Here is a 19,415-nt window from a genome sequence, read left to right as displayed (position 1 = left end):
GTTGGCTACGGATGATCCAACTCTTTTTTGCATTTCTATTTTAGATTCTTACAATATTAGAATGCCAAATATCATTTATTTCTTTAATCTTCGTCAATTCACATTTTGGCTTTCTATCATAGGTTAATAAGCCATTGATTTCTTGTTCCACATCCGTTAGCTGCGTATAACAATAGCCATGTAATGCTTTCGAAGCATAGACTGCTTCCATCACCCTGTGATAATCGGCAATAAACTCGGATTCATCCCTTACAGATGTATAGCCCCAGCCATTATCTTCGCCCACTTTAAAGCCAATTCCACCGAACTCAGTTAAAAGAATTGGTTCGCCTTTATGCTCAAAACCATCGGCATAAATGCCACGGTTAGCTGGCTTAGAGTTTAGTAGATTCTCTTTTGTGGCCAATGAATCTTTAAAGGCTTCATACTTTGCTTTTTCATCATCTGATCCATGATTATAATTATGGATTGCGCAAATATCTGTTTCGGTTAGCTCCCAGCCATCATTTGAGATGACTAAACGAGTCGTATCAACTGAATGAATCAGATGGTACATTGCTAAAGAATGGTGTTGCTGCTGTTTGTTGCCTTTAATAAATGGTACTCCCCAGCTTTCATTTACAGGAACCCAGGCGACGATGGATGGATGATTGTAATCCCGTTCAATGATTTCGAGCCATTCTTTTGTTAATCTTGAAGCAGCATCTTCACTATAGGATGGGAATGCTGCACATTCTCCCCAAACTAGGAAACCTAGCTTATCTGCCCAATAAAGGAAACGCGGATCCTCTACTTTTTGATGCTTTCTGCACCCGTTAAAGCCCATTTCTAATGCTAATTCAATATCTCTTTTTAAATCTTCATCGGTTGGGGCCGTTAATAGACCCTCAGGCCAATACCCTTGGTCAAGAACTAATTTTTGATAGTATGGCTTGTTATTTAAATAGACCATACCATTTTCAATATGAACCTTTCTCATCCCGAAGTAGGAATCTACTTCGTCTAAAACGACTTGATTTGCTTCGTCCTTAAGCGTGACTTTAATGTCAAATAAATTTGGATTCTCAGGTGACCAATTCCAGCCAATATGATGGAAAGAAGTTCTGAAAATTTGGCGGTTATAGAGGTTAATAGCACGCTTGTTATAGGATTCAAATAGTTCAATCGTATCCTTTGCTACCTTTTCCCCTTTAAAACTAATTTCAATTTCTGCTGTTTTTTGAATAAAGTTACCTTCAGCTTCGAACTCTACAATAATATCGCCGCGGTCTATGTCCGGCGTTAATCTCAATTTAGAAATACTTGTAGGGCTTACCGGCTCCAGCCAAACGGTTTGCCATATCCCAGTTGTACGTGTGTACCAAATTGAATCCGAATGTTCCACCCAGAATTGCTTTCCTCGTGGTATTGTTTCATCTGTTGACGGATCTTCCACTCTTACTGCCACGGTCTCATTACCCCAAGTTAAAAGATTGGTAATATCTAGTGAGAAGGAAATGTGGCCTCCTTCATGAAAACCAGCATAATGCCCATTTACATATACCCAAGCTCGGTAATCTACTGCTCCAAAATGAAGGACTACCCTCTGATCTTTCCAGTTTTGGGGCACAGTAAAATCCCGGCGATACCATACAAAGTCATGGAAGGATGGATCCTCGATTCCGCTTAATTTTGTTTGATAAGCAAAAGGTACATTTATTTTTTTATCAAATGGAGCTTCTATTTGAAACCATTTATTTTTTAAACCAACATTATCATCATCAAAGGCGAAGTCCCATTCGCCGTTTAAATTGACCCACTCTTTTCTCACCAATTGTGGTCTTGGGTACTCATTGCGGGGTGTAGACATATTATCAATCCTTCCTAACTAATCCTATTTAATTCCTGATTGCGTCACGCCTTTAATAAAGGAACGCTGACCTATAATAAACAAGAGTACGGCTGGTATGGTTGCAATCGAAGTTAAGGCCATCAACCTGCCTGGTGAAGAAACAAAGCTTCCTTGCTGCATGATGGCAATTCCAGTTGTAATCGTCCGCATTTCAGGAGAATTCGTTGTAACAAGCGGCCATAGGAAGTCATTGTAAATACCCATAAAAGTGAAAATGGCAAGAGTCCAAATCACTGGCCGTGCAGCAGGCAGAACGACTTTTACAAACACCTGCCATTTATTAGCACCATCAAGAAATGCAGCCTCCTCCAGCTCTTTTGGAAAACCGCGGAAATACTGATAAAGAAGAAATACACCAAATGCATTGGCAGAATACGGAAGTATCAATACAGCATACGTATCTAAAAGCCCCAGCTTATTAAACTCCATATATAATGGTAAAAACGTAATAACCCAAGGAATGGTTAAGGAACCAATAAAGATACTAATTAGCAATTTTTTAAAAGGAACATCTAAACGGGCGAGGCCATACGCAGCCAATGTATCGACAAAAAGAACAATTAACGTCCCAACAATACCAACAAATAGAGAGTTACCCATCCATTGAATTACTGGTGTATCTGAATTCCCTGCTAGGCTGTACTGGTAATTTTCTAGTGTAAATACTTTAGGAATCCACTTAATACCGGCCGTAAAGGCTTCCTGATCGGTTTTAAAGGAAGTAGCCAGCATCCATAAAATTGGTACGATAAAAATTAAGCCAACAATAATCGCTATTATAATAATGAAGACTTTAAACCCTTTACTTTGCATGCTGCTCTACTCCTTTCGATTAGAAATTTTGAATTGAAATACCGAAATAACAATCATGATTAATGCCATAAGTAATGACATCGCGGCTGCATTCCCTAATTGCCGCTGCTTAAACGCTTCATCTACAATGTTCATTAACAGCACTTTTGTAGAAGTTCCCGGACCTCCACGCGTCATTAAGAATGGTTGACCGTAAATGTTAAAAGAGGCAATCGTTGATGTAATAACGACAAACAACATGGTTGGTTTAATGCTCGGCAAAGTAATGTAAAGAAATCGCTGCCAACGCGATGCGCCGTCCAGGGACCCAGCTTCATATAACTCTTCGGATACATCATTTAGGGCATTAATGAAAATGACCATGTTAAAGCCGATTGTCCACCAGAGTGTTGCGATTACAAGTGAAATCCAGGCCCATGGCATATCTGTCAACCAAGGAATCATCGGTAAATCAAGCTTTTGCATGTATTGATTAATCAGACCGCTATTTGTATCAAGGAGCCATAACCAAATTATCGCCACAACTGAAACGGAAACTGCGTATGGGATAAAGTAAACGGTACGGAAAAATCCTTTAAATCTTCCAGGGAGGGCATTCACCAGCAACGCCAGCCCTAATCCCACAGCCACCAATAAAGGAACACTAAAAACAACGAATTGGAACGTATTTTTAAGACCTTCCAAAAACAAGTCATTTAGATAGGAAGAAGAGTCGAAAATTTTAGCGTAATTTTTAAAACCAACAAATTCATGAACAGGGTTTAATAAATCCCAGTTGTGTAAGCTCATCCAAGCCCCGTACCCAATAGGAATCAATAGAAAAACAATAAACAATATCAAGTAAGGAAGTACAAATAAACTAGAAGTTAATTGTGATTTCCAGCCTGAATTTCTCATTCACCTTCCTCCTTTCGAATACTTTTTTCTACGTTATCTTGTAATAAAACAAGAGACGGAGCAGGTAGTATTTCCTCCCGTCCGCCTCCTTTCATGTTTACTTATTTAATAATTGTTCAGCCTTTTTATTTGCATCATCTAATGCCTTTTGTGGATCTTTTTTACCTAGAAGGGCAAGGTTTACTTCCGCCCATAATGGATCAGATAATTGTCCCCAGTTAGCAATGGCAGGAGCAAATTTAGCATAATCAAATTCTTTCGCTACGATAGGCTGCTGCTTCATTTGTTTAAATTCTTCACTTTGTTCATAAATCGCTTTTGAAGCTGGAGCTTGACCAGATTTAGCCCACTCCATTGTGTTTGCGGCTACATATTTCAAGAAATCAGTAATACCATCTAATTTTTTGCTGTCCTTCACAGTTGCTGGAATAACGAAATTATGTGCATTTGCATAAACAGCTTGTTGTTTCGTGCCAAGCTGTGGAACAGGAGCTACACCATAGTTGATGCCCGCTTTATCCCATTGTTCCATCATCCAAGGACCATTCAGGTGCATGGCGTTTTTACCTTGTAAGAATAGTGTCACTTCGCCATCCTGTTGTACATTTGCAGGGGAAACTTTATCTTTTGTGATTAAATCCCGATAGAAAGTTAGAGCTTCAACTGCTTCAGGGCTGTTATAGTTTGGCTTGCCATCCTTCATTAGCTCTCCGCCATTTTGGAATAAAATAGTCGGGAAAATGAATTGGTTTGGCCATAGGGTTGGTACAACGAAACCATATTGGTTTTTAGAAGGAACAGTTAATTTTTTAGCAGCGGCCAGGAACTCTTCACGGTTAGTTGGCGGCTTCTCCGGATCTAAACCGGCTGCTTTAAATAAATCTTTGTTATAATACATGACTAGCGGGTGGATATCTAAAGGAATATTATAGTGTTTACCGCCAATGTCTCCAGCCTTCCAAGCTGTTTCAGAATAATCTTCCGCTTTGACGCCTGTTTTAGCAATCGTATCACTTAAGTCTTTTAATAAATTCTTATCAGCATAGTTCTTGAGCTGATCAGTGTGCATGATCAATACATCAGGGGCATTTTTTTGACCAGAAAAAGCAAGGTCAACTGTTTTATAATAGTCTGATTGTGGAACAATTTGTAAATCAACTTGATATTTTGATTGTGACTTATTGTAGTTTTCAACAATTGTCTTCATCCGCGGACCATCCGCGCCAGAGAATGGAGCCCAATAAGTAATTTTCTCCCCTTTTCCCCCGTCAGATTTACTTGTGTCCTTCGCGCTAGAACAACCTGCCAATGATCCGAGTGCAAGAGCAGCTGTCAAAGCAATCCCAAGCCATTTCTTTTTTTTCAACTTTTTCTCCCCCTTAGGTGAAAATGGTAAGTTTACTTCTAGAATGAGGAATTTGTTCCATATTATGCGTCCCTCATTAGTTAATTAAATTAATTTACTAACTATCATTATCTTAATCTTGTAAGCGCTTTTTGTCAAATAGATATTTTATTGATTTTTGAATTTTAAAATAAACAAAACCACATAAAAAGATCAACCGGAATCCGGCTGACCCTCATTTCGAAACTTATCCTTTAAGAAGAAACTCATTACCATCTTCATCGCTAAAATGAACGAAGGTGCCCCATTGCATTTCCTTTGGCTCGTCCTTAAATACGACACCGTTTGCTTTCATTTTTTCATATGTACCCATTACATCCTCACAGTTAAAAACGATCGATGCCTTCATGCTATCATGTCCTGGCATCATGGCTTTTGGATAAAGCACTAAGTGTGATTGGGCATTCGCAGGGGCTACTTCGAGCCAAAAGGCATTGGGTCCCATTGGAAATTCCGCTTTCACTTCAAAACCAACCTTCTCCGTCCAAAATTCTTTTGCTTTTTGTTGATCGTCTACATAGACCGCGACCGTTGCAATATTTGAAATCATCTTTGTTTCCTCCTAAGAATTTTTGCCTTCTCCCTTATTTAATCAAACGTTTAATTAGTTTTTCAATTGCTGATTTCAAAGTTTCCAACAAACTCTTATTTACCAAGGGTTCAGGCGGATTTAATCAAACGCTTGATTAGTTTTCTTCCTTTGTCATGATTTCCATAAATCAAGTGTTGGACTCTATTTAATCAAACGTTTGATTAGTTTTCTTCAGGTATAAACCTATTTAATCAAACGTTTGATTAGTTTTTCTATAATCCCTATTTTAGACCAAATGGTATCCTCACGATAAAGGTGCTTCCCTTTCCAATCTCGCTCGAAACTTTGATGGTCCCTTTATGGTTATCCACAATCCATTTGGCAATGGAAAGTCCCAATCCGTGTCCGCCCATTTGCCTGGAGCGCGACTTATCGGAACGGTAAAAGCGTTCGAAAATTCGCTTGATCTCCTCTCGCTCAATTCCGATTCCAGTATCCTGAACCGCGATGCCTAACTCCTGTCCTTCTCCTGAAAGGAATAACTTGACTTTCCCTTCATTTGGGGTGTATTTAATGGCGTTGTCTAATAGAATATATAAAAGCTGCGAGAGCCGCTCGGGATCTCCCACCGCCAACAGTGCTGCTGGTGATTCCAGGCTAAACGAGATTTGTTTAGCCGCAGCCAGCGGACTTACAGATTCTAAGGCTTTATCTGCATATGAACGAAAATCAAAGGTTTCGGTTTTCAGTTCGATTGTATTCGAATCAGACCTGGCGAGAGTCAATAGATCACTCACCAAATGGGTCATCCGCTTAACTTCCTGCCTCATATTCATAAGCATTTTCCCAGAAAAGTCCTCTTTTTGCGGTTCAATTGTCATTTCCATCGCATCAATCGATGATAGCAGAACACTTAAAGGGGTTCTCAGCTCGTGAGAGGCATCTGCAACAAATTCCCTCTGCCTTGAAAAGGCACCGCTGATCGGAACCATCGCTCTTTTCGACATGGACGTACTAATAGCGATTGCAATTCCGAAAAAAATACCACCTAAAGCAACTAGAATAATGAGAACCCAGTGAAACAATTGATAGACAAATGATATATCTTTTCCTGCATAAAGCTGACCAATGAATTGCCCTTTATAATAAATCGGCTTACTGGCAATGATCAAGCGGATATCCTGATTCGCTTCGGAAGGATGGAATTCGCCTTTATTGCCCCTGCTCTCCATACTTAGTGTTTTCTTCTGTATTTCATTTTGATGACCCTCCTGCAATATGCGGAGGATATCGGGACGGATGCGGCGATTAGCTTCTTGTCCCATCATCACTTCGCCATTAGCGCTTACTACATAATAGAAATATTGATTCACTCCAGCGAAGATAACCTCTTGATTTTGCATATCATGCAAATCCGTTTGATTATTTTTCAATAAATATTCTTCAATGTAGGCGGCCTCCTGATTTACTAAAGTTTGAAGTTCCTTTTCTTGATTTTGCATGATTACAAAATGGAGCACAAAATACACGATGACGATAAAAAGGATGAGAAATAACATCAAAATTCCGCTATAAATCCGGGTAAGTTTGCCTTGTGTGCTCTTAAAAACATCCTTTTCTCTATGGCTGGTAACGGAACGAATAAATGATAATGGGTTAAGATTCAAATTTATATCCTACCCCTCTAATGCTTTTCAGCCGTTCTTGTTTTCCAAGTGGAACCAGCTTTTTGCGGATCAATTTGACGGTCGCATCAATCGTTTTCATGGCCACATCCGCATCAAAGCCCCAAATCCGCTCAAGTATGACCTCGCGCGGCAGGACTTGTCCTTTATTTTGCACCAATAAATCCAAAAGCTGAAATTCACGGGGACTTAATAGAATCTCTTTTCCGCTTGAACGTACGACGTGACTCATCCGATTCAGAATCAAATCTTCCATTTCGATTTCCTCTTCTAAAATAGGCGCATAGTTGCGGCGGGAAAGTGCCCGCAAACGAGCCAGCAGCTCGTCAATTTCAAACGGTTTGACGAGATAATCATCAGCTCCGGAGTCCAGTCCTTCGATACGGTCCTGAACCGTATCCTTTGCGGTTAACATGAGGATCGCACCGGAATAACCGTTTTTTCTTAGTCTTCTGCAGATTTCTACCCCGCTCCCGTTTGGCATCATCCAGTCCATGATTATGACATCATAGTGTGTGGAAGTGGCATAATAGTAAGCATCGTCCCCTTCTTGAACCCACTCAACCTTGTATCCGGCTTTCTTCTTTAACATATATACGATTAATTCACCTAGGCGTGAATCATCCTCTGCTAATAAAATATTCATTGCTAAGACTCCTTATAGAGTTTTTTCTTTACCAATAAAACCTAACTTAGCAAGCTTAAGATTCACTTAAAAAGAGCACCTCATATTCAGGTGCTCTTTGGTCTACTAAATTGTTTCCTTTTCATTTTTTAATTTTTCAATTTCGTTATTTAATTCCTCATCGTTAATGAAATTATCATAGGCTGTATCAAATTGGGCTAAAGGAGCGGCGAATTGGCTGCCTGCTTGTACTTCTGCTTCCATTAACAAAATCCGCTCTTCGGCACGGGCTACCCCTCTTGCAATCGTGTCAGTTTGGAAGGAAACAGTTGCTTTCTGAATTTGTTTCATAGATTGTGCCACATTAGCACGAGAGGCCAATAAGATTTTCTTTTGCTGCATTAGGTTGTATGTTTCTTTCAACTGGTCTAATTTTTCAACTAAGATTTTCGTCTGAGTTTTTACTGCCTCATATTGTTCCTGATAGAGAGCGGCCTGTTTTTCTAGGGTGAGCTTTTCCTGCACGGCGAGTTTTGCCATTCCCTCTTCGCCTTTTTCTATGGCCAGCTTCGCCTGGCGGGTACGCTTGTCCACTAAAGCCTGTGTTTCAGATATGAGTCCCGCTTGTTTTTTCTCTACAAAAATTTGTCGTGCTAACGCTTTTTGACCTTTTGCAATTTCTTGCTCCATTTCTCTTGAATATTCATTTAACATCGCGATCGGATCCTCGATGCCGTCCAATAGTCCGTTAACCTCTGCCATTGCAATTGTTTTTACTCTTCTAAAAATACCCATTTTATTCAGTCTCCTTTTTAGTAATGATATTTTTTTCCCATTGGTCTAAAATCGCTGCATTTTGATTCATGACCGGTGTATGTGAACCCACAATAGATGTGTCAATAAACTGTTTCATTGAAGAAGTCTTTGCTTTTTTTCTAAGCCATCTTACTAGTAGAGCGAGGACAGCTAGTCCAATAATAAGGGCGAGCCATGGGAATCCGCCTTCATGATGCGGGCCGTTCATGAACTGGTTATGACCGAAACCTCCACCTCGTGTTCCCATTCCTCCATGGCCTTGTCCATGTGGACCTCTGGCAAAAGCGCTATGCCCTCCTAAAAGAAAGTGGAGTACATTGACCACCAAAACTGAAGCGGCAATAATGATACCCCAGAAAACAACTTTGTTCTTTTTCATATATTTTCCTCCTTTCGTTCCTTGATGATATGAATTCTAATAGAGAATGGTGAAAACTTGGTGAAAGGAAAGCTAGTTATGAAATTCTTTTTTTAAAAAAATACTGAAAGTGGGATTCTACAAAATCGTGGAGGGATTCTACAATTTTAAAGGGTCTTCCTACGAATTTGAGTGGGTATTCTACAAAATTTAAGCCTTATTCTACAATTGCTATAAAGCTCTTTTAATTCAAAGGTACTTTCTACAAAATCGTGGGGGTGTTCTACATTTTTTAGGGTACTTCCTACAAATTTTACTTGGTATTCTACAAAATTTAAGCCTTATTCTACTATTGGGATTATATTCTTTTCATTCGAAGGTGGGATTCAATAAAATTGTGGAGGTATTCTACAAATAAAAAGGACCCCCCCGATTTACAGGAAAGTCCTTGATTGGTGCCTGGCACCGTTACCGTACTGATTCTACACTTTTAGCTTTGGCAATTTCCGCAGCCACATCTACAATCATGTCCTCTTGGCCGCCGACCACTTTACGTTTACCCAACTCTATTAAAATATCGCGTGAATCGATGCCGAACTTGGAGGCCGCCCGTTTCGCATGAAGCGCAAAGCTTGAATAAACGCCCGCATAACCAAGCACAAGACTGTCCCTTGTAATCTCTTGTGGAGTTTGTAAAATGGGTGCCACTATCTCTTCAGCCAAATCCATTATTTTATAAACATCTACGCCTGTTTTGATGCCCATCCGGTCAAGCACGGCAACAAGTACTTCCGTTTGCGTGTTACCTGCTCCGGCGCCTAAACAGCGGACACTTCCATCGATTCTAGTAGCGCCTTCTTCGATCGCCACCAAAGTGTTCGCCATTGCAAGGGAAAGGTTGTTATGACCATGGAAACCAATGTTAACACCTACATGCTGTTTCAAGGCACGGATGCGCTCTCTAACCCCATCAGGAAGCAAGGCGCCCGCAGAATCGACTACATAAATCGAGTCTGCTCCATAGCTTTCCATTAACTTAGCTTGCTCAACTAATTTATCTACCGGTGCCATGTGTGACATCATCAAAAATCCGACAGTTTCCATCCCTAGTTCCTTCGCGGCATGAATATGCTGCAGGGAAACGTCCGCTTCCGTTACATGGGTGGCCACACGTACCATCTGTGCCCCTAATTTCGCTGCTTCTTTTAGGTCTTTAACCGTCCCAATTCCTGGCAGGAGAAGGACCGCAATTTTAGCCTTGTCTGCAACAGAAACAGCCGCCTCAATTAATTCCAGTTCATTTGTTCGGGACAGTCCATACTGTAAGGATGAACCTGCTAAACCGTCACCATGGGATACTTCAATATAAGGAACGCCTGCATCGTTTAATGCTTTGGCCACCTTTAAAACCTGGTCAACTGTAAATTGGTGGGCAATGGCATGGCTGCCATCCCTTAATGCTACCTCTGTTATAAAAATATCTCGGGCATTTGTCATTGTGTTGTTCTCCCCTTTCTATTAAACTAGCTGATTCGCTTTTAGATTTTTCGCAAACTCTTCTGCTACCTTTACGCCAGCTGCTGTCATAATGTCCAGGTTGCCGGAGTATTTCGGCAGGTAGTCACCCGCACCTTCAACTTCGATAAAAATAGTCACCTTATTGCCATCAAAAATAGGTTCGGTACGTAAGCGATATCCAGGCACATAAGACTGAACTGCTTTTTCCATTTCCTTAATAGATTGGGTGATTTTCGCTTCGTCCATCGTTCCTTCTTCTACAAGGGCATATACGGTATCACGCATTAATATTGGCGGTTCGGCAGGGTTAAGGATAATGATCGCTTTTCCTTTCTTCGCGCCCCCTACTTCTTCTATTCCTCGTGATGTCGTAACCGTAAATTCATCAATATTAGCACGCGTTCCTGGTCCGGCACTGCGGCTGGAGATGGTTGCAACAATTTCCGCATACTCTACCGGGCTTACGCGGTTAACCGCGTGAACCATTGGAATCGTTGCCTGACCGCCACATGTAATCAGGTTGATATTCTCCGCTTCAATGTTCGAACCCATATTTACTGATGGAACGACAAATGGTCCTCTTGCTGCCGGAGTCATATCAATCACTTTTTTCCCTGCTTCTTTTAGCAGCTTTGCATGGCGGATGTGGGCTTTTGCTGAGGTGGCATCAAAAACGATATCTGCTAATTCAGGCCGCTCAAGAAATCCTTCTAATCCTGTATCGATAGCCGTGTATCCTAATTCTTTGGCACGTCGCAATCCATCTGATTCGGGATCAATACCAATGACAGTCGTGAGTTCCAAAATTTCAGAGCGCCCTAATTTAATCATGAGATCGGTTCCAATATTACCTGAACCAAGAATGGCAACTTTTACTTTTGACATGTTTTGTTCTCCTCCTTTAATTTCAAAAAATAATTTATGTAACCGAGCCTACGCGAGCGCAGGTTGGGTTTTAAATCCCATATTTGTTGAAATCACTAGTGCAGCCTGTTTAATTTCTTCAATCACTTCAGCCTGCTTGTCTTCGGTAAGCCTCATTTTTGGTGAGGCACAGCTAATGGCGGCAATGACCTTCCCTTGATGATTAAAAATAGGAGCGGCCACACATTTGAGACCTAATTCAATTTCTTCATCGTCCACAGAATAGCCCTGCTCCCGAATCGTTTGAAGCTGTTTTTTTATCTCTGCTTTGTCCGTCAAGGTATACTCGGTAAACGGTTCCAAATCCTCGTTCGCTAAGAGTCTTTCAATCTCTTCTTCCTCTTGAAAGGCAAGAATGGATTTCCCTACCCCTGTGCAGTGGATTGGAGCTCTTTTACCGATTTGTGAGTAAATTCTTAAGGAGCGGGGACCATCCAATTTTTCAATATAAATGACTTCACCGCGTTCAAATACAACTAGGTGGACGGTTTCCATAAGTGATTCGACTAATTCTTTCATAATCGGACGGGCAATATTTCCGATATCAAATTGATTGCTTACTTTGTTTCCAAGCTCGAAAAGTTTTAAGCCAAGCTTATATTTCAAATCATCAGGATTCTGTTGAAGATACCCTCGATATTCAAGGGTTTTGATGATTCCATGAATCGTACTTTTTGAAAGACCAAGCTTTTCACTTATTTCTTTTACACTGAGTTCTTGATTGGAGGCTAAAAACAATTCAAGGACGTCTGCTGCTCTTTCGATGGATTGAATGTATCGTTCAGCCATTTTCGATTCCTTTCCGTTCGACATTATCGGATGACGTTCGTAAATATTTAACTTATGTCTTTATAGTAACCAACAGGCAATATATCTGTCAATTCAGAATTGTTGTTTTCCAAAAAAAAGACTCTTCCCCCAATGTTGGTGGAAAAGTCTTCGCATTCATTTATTTTGATAATAAAGCTAACACGGTATCTAAAATTACATTTACCCCTTTTTCGCAATCTTCCCAACTGGTTAATTCCTCTTCGCAATGGCTTTTTCCATTTATGCTTGGAACAAACAGCATGGCAGTAGGGACATAGTTGGCGATGAACTGGGCATCGTGGCCGGCGCCGCTGACCATTCGTTTATTGGAATATCCAAATGAGTTTGCGGACTGTTCTAATTGGCTGCAGATTTCCGGTGCAAACCAAACGGTGTCACGGTCCCATAGCTTGGTTGTTTTGATTTCACAGCCCTCATTGTCTTTAAAATTTACCAATCCCTGAATGAAATCTTTGACGGTACCGACAATTTCCATATCTTTGTGCCGTGCTTCTAGAGTAAAGACGACTTTATTTGGAATGACGGTATGGATGCTTGGATACACGTTTACTCTTCCAATCGTAAAGACCAAATCAGGATCTAAAGAGCCTAAACGTGAGCGAATTTCATTGATTAAATTATTGGTGGCAAAAAGAGCATCTTTTCTCATATCCATTGGCGTCGTTCCCGCATGGTCGGATTCTCCTGTTACTTCAATTTCATAACATGCCATCCCAACAACGCATTCGACGACACCAATTGTAAGTGATTCCTTCTCGAGAATTGGACCTTGCTCGATATGTAGCTCTAAAAAGGCGGTTGCATCTTTAAGACGATTGGACACTTCTCCTTCATAGCCAATCGATTTAAGTGCTTCTTCAAATGTAATTCCGTCAGCATCTTTCTTTTTCAGCATGACAGACTTGTCAAATTTGCCTGAGAGCACACCCGAAGCCATCATCGAAGGCTCAAATCTTGCTCCTTCTTCATTCGTAAAGTTGACAATGGTAATCGGAATCCGCGGCTTAATGTTATTTTCCACTAATGTTCTTACCACTTCCAGCCCGGTGACAACACCTAAAACACCATCAAAGCGGCCGCCTTTTTTGACGGAATCAAGATGGGAGCCAATGAGAATCGGCGGTTTATTTTCCGTGCCTTCAAGTGTGGCATACATGCAGCCCATGTCATCCACCTTGACTGTCATGCCTAATTCCTCGCAGCAGGTTCGGAAATAATCTCTTACGCGGCGGTCTTCCTCTGACAATGACAGGCGTGTAACCCCGTTATTTTCTGTACGGCCAAAGTCGGCGAACCGTTCTAGTTCCTTTTGCAGTCTTTCCCCATTAATCAATAACTTTTGTTTCTGCATTTAAAACACTCCCTTTTAGAAAATAAGTTCAACTATTTTCTTTTAATGTTTATAAATCTCTTAGAGTACAAAAGCGGGAAAATTCAGTCATTTTAATCATATCTCGGACGACCCTCATTTGTCATTAGACAAAATATCAAATCCTTCACATCAATTGTTTTATAGTTTGTATGATTCACAGTACACGCCACAAATAAACACCCAGCATAACGCTGAGTGTCTACTGCATAAGAACAAATGTCCACAAATGGTGCCTGACACCATTTTTAATCACTTGTAAAGCCGGTAAAGCCCATGGAGGCGGTTGAGAATGATTCATCCCATTTTTGTTTGCGTTGTTTGTGCTGGTCGGATTTTAGGTCTGCGCATAGACGGGCGATTTCGACCTTCTGATCATAATGCCATTCTAAGGCGATGGAGGCATAAAGTTCATTAAGCTGGGCATAGGAGAAATCCTTTGTTGCCTCGATGACTTCCTGAATCTCTTCCTCGGAGAGGATACGATCGATTTTTTTACGAACCAAATACTGATAACGAAGTTCCTTCGTTGGCAATTTGATCTCATAAGCGCGGTCAAATCGGCCGGAACGGTTCATCAGTGCCGGATCAATCTTTTCTGGGTAGTTCGTCGTCCCGATAAGGAAAATCCCTTCTTTTGAAGTCGCCCCATCTAATATGTTTAAGAAAACAGACCGAACACTTGCAGGCATGGAGTCGATGTCCTCAATCACCAATACCATTGGCGTCAATTTTAATACAGAGGAGAACACCTCTTTAATCGTATAGCTCGAGGTGAATTCGGTAATCTGCCAATAGGCAACAGGCGCGTTAATGCTGCTGGCAATGGATTTCACGAGTGTCGTCTTTCCATTCCCTGGCTTTCCGTATAATAGAATCCCCCGCTTGTAAGGAATATCGTAGGTTTTGAAAAACTCGCCGCTTTCGGAGAAGAATTGGTCAATCGAACGGTAGATTTCTTTCTTAAGTGAATCCTCTAAAAAGACATCATCTCGGGTTACTAAGCTAGTAATGCTTTCAATCTCGGTCTCTACGCCATCATCCGTATCCGTGAAAACCGTGACGTAATTTTTGATATATTCCCGTTTTCTCTTTAGAACATATTTCAGAAACGAAACTAAACAAGCATCATTTTTGGCAAAAACGAGATCCCGGTCCATATCTCCATCACTTTGAAAAATCATCACTCTCGATAAGGCCACTTCATAGTTCGGATAATAGTAAAGCCCGTTTTCTACACGCGGTTTTACTATGAACTCCATCGTTTTATCGGTATGGTTCGACGAAATCGTTTTCGTCTCACCTTCCTTATAAATATAGCTAATCAGCTGCAATTCCGAAGATTCCTCTTTTAAGTCTTCTTCGAGGATATCCCAAATTTCATTGGAAGTATCTGAATCAGAGTACATTTGAAATTCGATTCCCGTTTCAGCTACAAGCTTTTCTTGAATAGTAGAAACAATTTTGCCAAAGTCATAATAATATGGCAAGGCTTCTCGGTCTACTTCCCCTATTTGAAAAAGAACATTATTATTTTTCATTCAGTTCTCCTTTTAAAAAATATACACCTTTATTATCCCTCTACTATGCTAATAGTCTAGTGGATGATTTTAGCATTTCATTCCTCGACAATTGGAACAAAAATCTTTTCATATTGGTAATCCCAATCCGCTTCGTGAATCTTAATGACAGATGCATTTTCAACCGGTTTAAATTTTGCTAATAATTCAATAGGCCAATTCATTAGGAATGTAAGGAACATCTGAATAAAGGCTGCATGCGTGACAATCACGACATTTTCGTACCGTCCTTGCTGTTTCGCGCGTTCTAGGACGGTGTTCATAAACATGGTTGCCCGCAGGTACACATCTGCTAATGATTCTCCATTTTGATAGCGGAAGTAAAATTGTCCCGCCGCTTTGAATTCCTTTTTTGCCTCCGGAGTGCGATTGTTAAAATCATATAAATTTCCTAACTCCCACTCTCTTAGCAGCGGGTTCTGGAAAAATGGAATTTGCTCGGGCAGTAACGAATGAATCGCCTGCGCCGTTTGCATTGTCCGTAAATAGGGAGAACAAAATAGGACTGACTTTTCATTTACAATCTCTTTCATAAATTCAGCTGTCATTTGTGCTTGCTTATGGCCGATCTCGGTCAAACTATGCTGAGAATCATGTGTATGTGCCATCAAGAATCTATCTACATTATGCTCTGCTTCCCCATGGCGAATTAGATAAATATTCATAGTCTCCACCCCTTATGTATTTAATCGTAATCTCGATTATCTTAAAATCTACTTTACCAAGTTCCTAATGATTGGTAAAGAAAGATATCTAAATAATCTGAATTATATATTTGAAAAACCAACAGGAGCCGTCGGAATCGGCATTAAAAAAACTGGATAGATTTTATCTATCCAGCTTTGTTATGATTCTTTTTTTATGCCTCTACGATATCAGGCTGTTGATATACTTCGGTTTCGAATTCACCTGTCACTTTGCTAGTTAAGACTCCGGCAGTCATGGCGCCGCTGACGTTTAAGGCTGTGCGTCCCATGTCAATCAAAGGCTCAACAGAGATTAATAGACCGACTATTGCTACAGGCAGGTTCATGACAGATAGGACAATCAGGGCTGCGAAGGTGGCGCCTCCGCCAACACCCGCAACGCCAAATGAGCTGATAGCCACGACTAAAATAAGCGGTAGGATAAAGGATAAACTTGTTGGATCTACCCCTGCTGCAGGTGCGACCATAACGGCTAACATGGCTGGGTAAATTCCAGCACAGCCATTTTGACCGATGGTAAGCCCGAAGGAGCCTGCAAAGTTGGCAATTCCTTCAGATACTCCTAAATCCTTAGTTTGCGTTTTAAGTGTCATCGGCAGTGTCCCGGCGCTAGTTCGTGAAGTGAAGGCAAAGGTTAGGGTAGGCAATGCCTTTTTTACATAATTAACTGGGCTCAGTTTTGCTAGCATTAAAAGCAGTAAATGCACAATAAACATGATGATCAGTGCCACATAGGAAGCAATGACAAACTTACCTAATTTGGCAATGGCATCGTAATCACTTGTCGCGGCTACCCTTGAAATAATCGCAAGGATTCCGTATGGCGTCAGCCGGAGAATGAGTGTAACCACCCTCATGGTTATCGAATAAAGCGTATCTATTATTCTCGCAAAAGATTCTGCATGCTCTGATTCCCTGCGTTTGACACCAAGATAGGCAATTCCAACAAAGGCTGCGAAAATGACAACGGCAATGGTGGAGGTCGGACGAGCCCCAGTTAGGTCTTGAAACGGATTGCTTGGAATGAGTTCGGTAATTTGCTGCGGCAGCGTCATGTTTTCTACACCGGCCACTCTTTCTTCTAATTGAGCATTCCTAGCTTTTTCAGCTGCACCTTCTGTTAACTGAACACCATCAAGGTTAAATCCTAATGCTGATCCAATCCCAATCGCTGCAGCAATAGCTGTAGTTCCAAGCAGAATTCCTATCACTAGGAAACTGATTTTACCAATGTTTTTTGTTAATTTTAGTTTCGTAAACGCGCCAACGATAGATATGAAAACTAGCGGCATCACGACCATTTGTAACAGTTTCACATACCCGTTGCCGACAATGTTAAACCAATCGATTGAACCAGTGGTTACTTCGGATGTTGTTCCATAGATTAAATGAATGAGATAACCAAAAATAATACCTAAACCCAACGCAGTAAAAACACGCTTTGAAAAGGAAACGTGCTTTTTTTGCATCATGAACAAACCAACCATGAGTAATACCAGAACGGCAATATTCACGATGATTAAAAAAGTATCCATATTGTTCCTCCTTTAATTTTTATGGAAATCGCCAATACTACACATTCCCATCAACCAAGTCGGAATTATAAATTACGAGTTTCATCAAACGTTTGATATTTAATGGATATGTCAGGAATAACCTTTATATACCAAGCCTTTAGTACTATTTAATCAAACGTTTGATTAGTTTTTTTATAATATGGTAAATATCAGACCCGGCATGACTTCAGCCTCGTTTAATCAAACGCTTGATTAGTTTTTTTAATCAAACTTAATAAAAAAACTGATCCACCAAGGTGAATCAGTCTTTTATCTTCGTATTCATTATCATCTTAATCATACCTTCAACTAGTACAGGTACTTCTTCAAATGCACTTTTCATATGGAGACGTTCCGTACGTTTATGTGCGTCTTTTCCAAGGGGGCCGACATTTAAAACCGGGGCTTGGAGCTGGGCCATCTCTGTGAATGGGATGCTGTAGCTGCTGCCCCATACCGGGGTGTTTGCTTGGAAAGTAGTCCATCCTTCCCCTTCATCCCGATAGTTCACATAGCTTAAATCGCTGATACCATTGAAATAATGGATTTGTCTTACCGGCAAATCAAATTTTGCGAGCCCTTCCTTCTTTACGTAATCCACACATTGATTCACGAGTTCATCCTCCGATGAATTGACCGCAGGATAATAAGGTGGTGCAAAAAGCAGGACGATGGCCGGTGCAAGCTCCTGGCACTGGATCATTAATGTATCGGCAATTCGGAAGGATTTTTCCCGGTCATCCCATTCTCGGTTTGCATGAATGCCAGCCTTAATTGCTTCTACCTTTTTTTCCCCAAACTTTTGGGTGGCATGCTTTAATAAATCTTCGTAACGTAACACACGAACGCTTCCAACCGGCTCAGCAGATAGTTCTCGGCAGACTCGCTTATATGCTTCGTTACAGGCTTCAGCGGCACTCTTGGCAACTTTTTCAAAAATCCTCATGATTTCATCGGCATTCCGCTTCATTAAAAACACATTATATAAAGCTGATGCCCGGTAAGGTGTTTGCACAGAATATTCCAGTTTTAAATCCTTTTGCTGAAGGGTGACAGGAAGAGGAGTAGTTTCACCCAGGTCCCTTTCTTGCAGCATTGGATTCCATTCCATTCGCTGCGTTAAAAAAGAGGCGATATAAGGTGCTGTAATGCCGCTAAGCGGTTCACCAACATGCGTCTCTTTCCCATAAAATAGTGCGGACGGCATGATTTTGCCGATTGAACCTGAGTAAACATAATAATTTTTATCACCCGGTTCTTGCGTAAATACTGGCTCCCCATTCAGGAAAAGCTTATAAGTAAGCTGATGTTCATCCTTTAATTCCAAAAGCTTGGTCACTGCTGCACGCATTCCTGACGAATTGACCTCCTCGTCCGGTACGGTCAACAGAAGAAGATTAATCGGCCATTCCTCGGCCGCAGCTTTTTCGATTAGACCCATATGCATGACAAGACCCATTTTCATGTCCATCGTGCCTCTTCCGAATAGATACTCTCCTGATTGAAGATCGTTCCTTGCATCCTCCGGCAGTTCATTTTTTCTGGTCAGAAGGAGCTGGGTTAATTCTTCTGGCTGATAGGCGTATTCCTCAAGATCCCCATACTCTTCTGTATTCACGGTATCAAAGTGACTAATGAGGACGATTGTTTCCTTTGCACTTGGGTGTTTATATAATGCCGTTAAAAACCTCCGCCCTAAGTCGGCATCATGAAGCTCTAAATGATTAGGGTTCTCTCGAAAATAGGTTACTTCTGCGAGCTTTGCTTGTACTTTTGAAGGAAATTCTCGTTCTCCCTCCGTTAATGTCATGCTTTTCCAACTCACTACTTCACATAGGAGCCTTCGAAGCGCATCCGGCGTCCCCCATCTAAGTTGTTCCATTATATTAATACCCCTTTAAATTTTGT

General features: G+C 40.9%; 17 protein-coding genes. All 17 read right to left on the bottom strand.

Annotation, left to right across the window (positions count from 1 at the left end):
* Window positions 1–40: 40 nt before the first annotated feature.
* Entirely contained in the window at window positions 41–1,849 is a 1,809-nt protein-coding gene (locus tag V7161_RS07035; protein WP_335443479.1) for a glycoside hydrolase family 2 protein, read from the bottom strand.
* A gap of 24 nt (window positions 1,850–1,873) precedes the next feature.
* Window positions 1,874–2,704 carry a carbohydrate ABC transporter permease gene (locus V7161_RS07030; protein ID WP_335443477.1) on the bottom strand — a complete coding sequence of 277 codons (831 nt, stop codon included), beginning with the start codon at window positions 2,702–2,704 and terminating at the stop codon, window positions 1,874–1,876.
* 6 nt (window positions 2,705–2,710) lie between these two features.
* Window positions 2,711–3,601, bottom strand: coding sequence for a carbohydrate ABC transporter permease (locus V7161_RS07025; RefSeq protein WP_335443476.1), 891 nt, complete (start codon window positions 3,599–3,601; stop codon window positions 2,711–2,713).
* A gap of 97 nt (window positions 3,602–3,698) precedes the next feature.
* Window positions 3,699–4,967 carry an ABC transporter substrate-binding protein gene (locus tag V7161_RS07020; RefSeq protein WP_335443474.1) on the bottom strand — a complete coding sequence of 423 codons (1,269 nt, stop codon included), beginning with the start codon at window positions 4,965–4,967 and terminating at the stop codon, window positions 3,699–3,701.
* 226 nt (window positions 4,968–5,193) lie between these two features.
* The gene (locus V7161_RS07015) at window positions 5,194–5,556 is read right to left on the bottom strand and encodes a VOC family protein (RefSeq protein WP_335443472.1); all 363 of its coding nucleotides are present in this window, start codon (window positions 5,554–5,556) and stop codon (window positions 5,194–5,196) included.
* Window positions 5,557–5,819: 263 nt separating this feature from the next.
* On the bottom strand, window positions 5,820–7,205 hold the full coding sequence (locus V7161_RS07010; RefSeq protein WP_335443470.1) for a sensor histidine kinase: 1,386 nt from the start codon (window positions 7,203–7,205) through the stop codon (window positions 5,820–5,822).
* On the bottom strand, window positions 7,195–7,869 hold the full coding sequence (locus tag V7161_RS07005) for a response regulator transcription factor (protein ID WP_335443468.1): 675 nt from the start codon (window positions 7,867–7,869) through the stop codon (window positions 7,195–7,197). The genes V7161_RS07010 and V7161_RS07005 overlap by 11 nt, the downstream gene beginning before the upstream one ends.
* Before the next feature lie 105 nt (window positions 7,870–7,974).
* Window positions 7,975–8,643: a PspA/IM30 family protein gene (locus V7161_RS07000; RefSeq protein WP_335443466.1), complete on the bottom strand. Its 669-nt coding sequence runs from the start codon at window positions 8,641–8,643 to the stop codon at window positions 7,975–7,977.
* Between the two features lies 1 nt (window position 8,644).
* Complete coding sequence (locus V7161_RS06995) at window positions 8,645–9,043, bottom strand: hypothetical protein (RefSeq protein WP_335443464.1); 399 nt, start codon at window positions 9,041–9,043, stop codon at window positions 8,645–8,647.
* Window positions 9,044–9,490: 447 nt separating this feature from the next.
* Window positions 9,491–10,519 carry a 4-hydroxy-2-oxovalerate aldolase gene (gene dmpG / locus V7161_RS06990; RefSeq protein WP_335443462.1) on the bottom strand — a complete coding sequence of 343 codons (1,029 nt, stop codon included), beginning with the start codon at window positions 10,517–10,519 and terminating at the stop codon, window positions 9,491–9,493.
* 21 nt (window positions 10,520–10,540) lie between these two features.
* Window positions 10,541–11,425: an acetaldehyde dehydrogenase (acetylating) gene (locus tag V7161_RS06985; RefSeq protein ID WP_335443460.1), complete on the bottom strand. Its 885-nt coding sequence runs from the start codon at window positions 11,423–11,425 to the stop codon at window positions 10,541–10,543.
* A 48-nt stretch (window positions 11,426–11,473) separates the two neighbouring features.
* On the bottom strand, window positions 11,474–12,253 hold the full coding sequence (locus tag V7161_RS06980; protein ID WP_335443458.1) for an IclR family transcriptional regulator: 780 nt from the start codon (window positions 12,251–12,253) through the stop codon (window positions 11,474–11,476).
* A 160-nt stretch (window positions 12,254–12,413) separates the two neighbouring features.
* On the bottom strand, window positions 12,414–13,646 hold the full coding sequence (locus tag V7161_RS06975) for a Zn-dependent hydrolase (RefSeq protein ID WP_335443456.1): 1,233 nt from the start codon (window positions 13,644–13,646) through the stop codon (window positions 12,414–12,416).
* Window positions 13,647–13,912: 266 nt separating this feature from the next.
* The gene (locus tag V7161_RS06970) at window positions 13,913–15,205 is read right to left on the bottom strand and encodes an AAA family ATPase (protein WP_335443454.1); all 1,293 of its coding nucleotides are present in this window, start codon (window positions 15,203–15,205) and stop codon (window positions 13,913–13,915) included.
* A gap of 77 nt (window positions 15,206–15,282) precedes the next feature.
* Window positions 15,283–15,909, bottom strand: a complete 627-nt coding sequence (locus tag V7161_RS06965; RefSeq protein WP_335443452.1) for a histidine phosphatase family protein — start codon at window positions 15,907–15,909, stop codon at window positions 15,283–15,285.
* A gap of 194 nt (window positions 15,910–16,103) precedes the next feature.
* Window positions 16,104–17,486, bottom strand: coding sequence for an L-cystine transporter (locus tag V7161_RS06960; RefSeq protein WP_335443450.1), 1,383 nt, complete (start codon window positions 17,484–17,486; stop codon window positions 16,104–16,106).
* Window positions 17,487–17,769: 283 nt separating this feature from the next.
* Complete coding sequence (locus tag V7161_RS06955) at window positions 17,770–19,389, bottom strand: M20/M25/M40 family metallo-hydrolase (RefSeq protein WP_335443448.1); 1,620 nt, start codon at window positions 19,387–19,389, stop codon at window positions 17,770–17,772.
* Window positions 19,390–19,415: the final 26 nt, after the last annotated feature.

Origin of the sequence: Neobacillus drentensis, from assembly GCF_036965425.1 — a bacterium.
GTDB lineage: Bacteria > Bacillota > Bacilli > Bacillales > Cytobacillaceae > Neobacillus > Neobacillus drentensis_F.
The sequence above is the reverse complement of the archived record's forward strand: the minus strand, read 5'-3'. Positions and strand labels throughout refer to the sequence as shown.

What these genes read in the sequence shown, in the direction of transcription:
- V7161_RS07035 (WP_335443479.1), bottom strand. Translation starts at nt 1,849, where the DNA reads ATGTCTACACCCCGCAATGAGTACCCAAGACCACAATTGGTGAGAAAA.
- V7161_RS07030 (WP_335443477.1), bottom strand. Translation starts at nt 2,704, where the DNA reads ATGCAAAGTAAAGGGTTTAAAGTCTTCATTATTATAATAGCGATTATT.
- V7161_RS07025 (WP_335443476.1), bottom strand. Translation starts at nt 3,601, where the DNA reads ATGAGAAATTCAGGCTGGAAATCACAATTAACTTCTAGTTTATTTGTA.
- V7161_RS07015 (WP_335443472.1), bottom strand. Translation starts at nt 5,556, where the DNA reads ATGATTTCAAATATTGCAACGGTCGCGGTCTATGTAGACGATCAACAA.
- V7161_RS07005 (WP_335443468.1), bottom strand. Translation starts at nt 7,869, where the DNA reads ATGAATATTTTATTAGCAGAGGATGATTCACGCCTAGGTGAATTAATC.
- V7161_RS07000 (WP_335443466.1), bottom strand. Translation starts at nt 8,643, where the DNA reads ATGGGTATTTTTAGAAGAGTAAAAACAATTGCAATGGCAGAGGTTAAC.
- V7161_RS06995 (WP_335443464.1), bottom strand. Translation starts at nt 9,043, where the DNA reads ATGAAAAAGAACAAAGTTGTTTTCTGGGGTATCATTATTGCCGCTTCA.
- dmpG (WP_335443462.1), bottom strand. Translation starts at nt 10,519, where the DNA reads ATGACAAATGCCCGAGATATTTTTATAACAGAGGTAGCATTAAGGGAT.
- V7161_RS06985 (WP_335443460.1), bottom strand. Translation starts at nt 11,425, where the DNA reads ATGTCAAAAGTAAAAGTTGCCATTCTTGGTTCAGGTAATATTGGAACC.
- V7161_RS06980 (WP_335443458.1), bottom strand. Translation starts at nt 12,253, where the DNA reads ATGGCTGAACGATACATTCAATCCATCGAAAGAGCAGCAGACGTCCTT.
- V7161_RS06975 (WP_335443456.1), bottom strand. Translation starts at nt 13,646, where the DNA reads ATGCAGAAACAAAAGTTATTGATTAATGGGGAAAGACTGCAAAAGGAA.
- V7161_RS06970 (WP_335443454.1), bottom strand. Translation starts at nt 15,205, where the DNA reads ATGAAAAATAATAATGTTCTTTTTCAAATAGGGGAAGTAGACCGAGAA.
- V7161_RS06965 (WP_335443452.1), bottom strand. Translation starts at nt 15,909, where the DNA reads ATGAATATTTATCTAATTCGCCATGGGGAAGCAGAGCATAATGTAGAT.
- V7161_RS06960 (WP_335443450.1), bottom strand. Translation starts at nt 17,486, where the DNA reads ATGGATACTTTTTTAATCATCGTGAATATTGCCGTTCTGGTATTACTC.
- V7161_RS06955 (WP_335443448.1), bottom strand. Translation starts at nt 19,389, where the DNA reads ATGGAACAACTTAGATGGGGGACGCCGGATGCGCTTCGAAGGCTCCTA.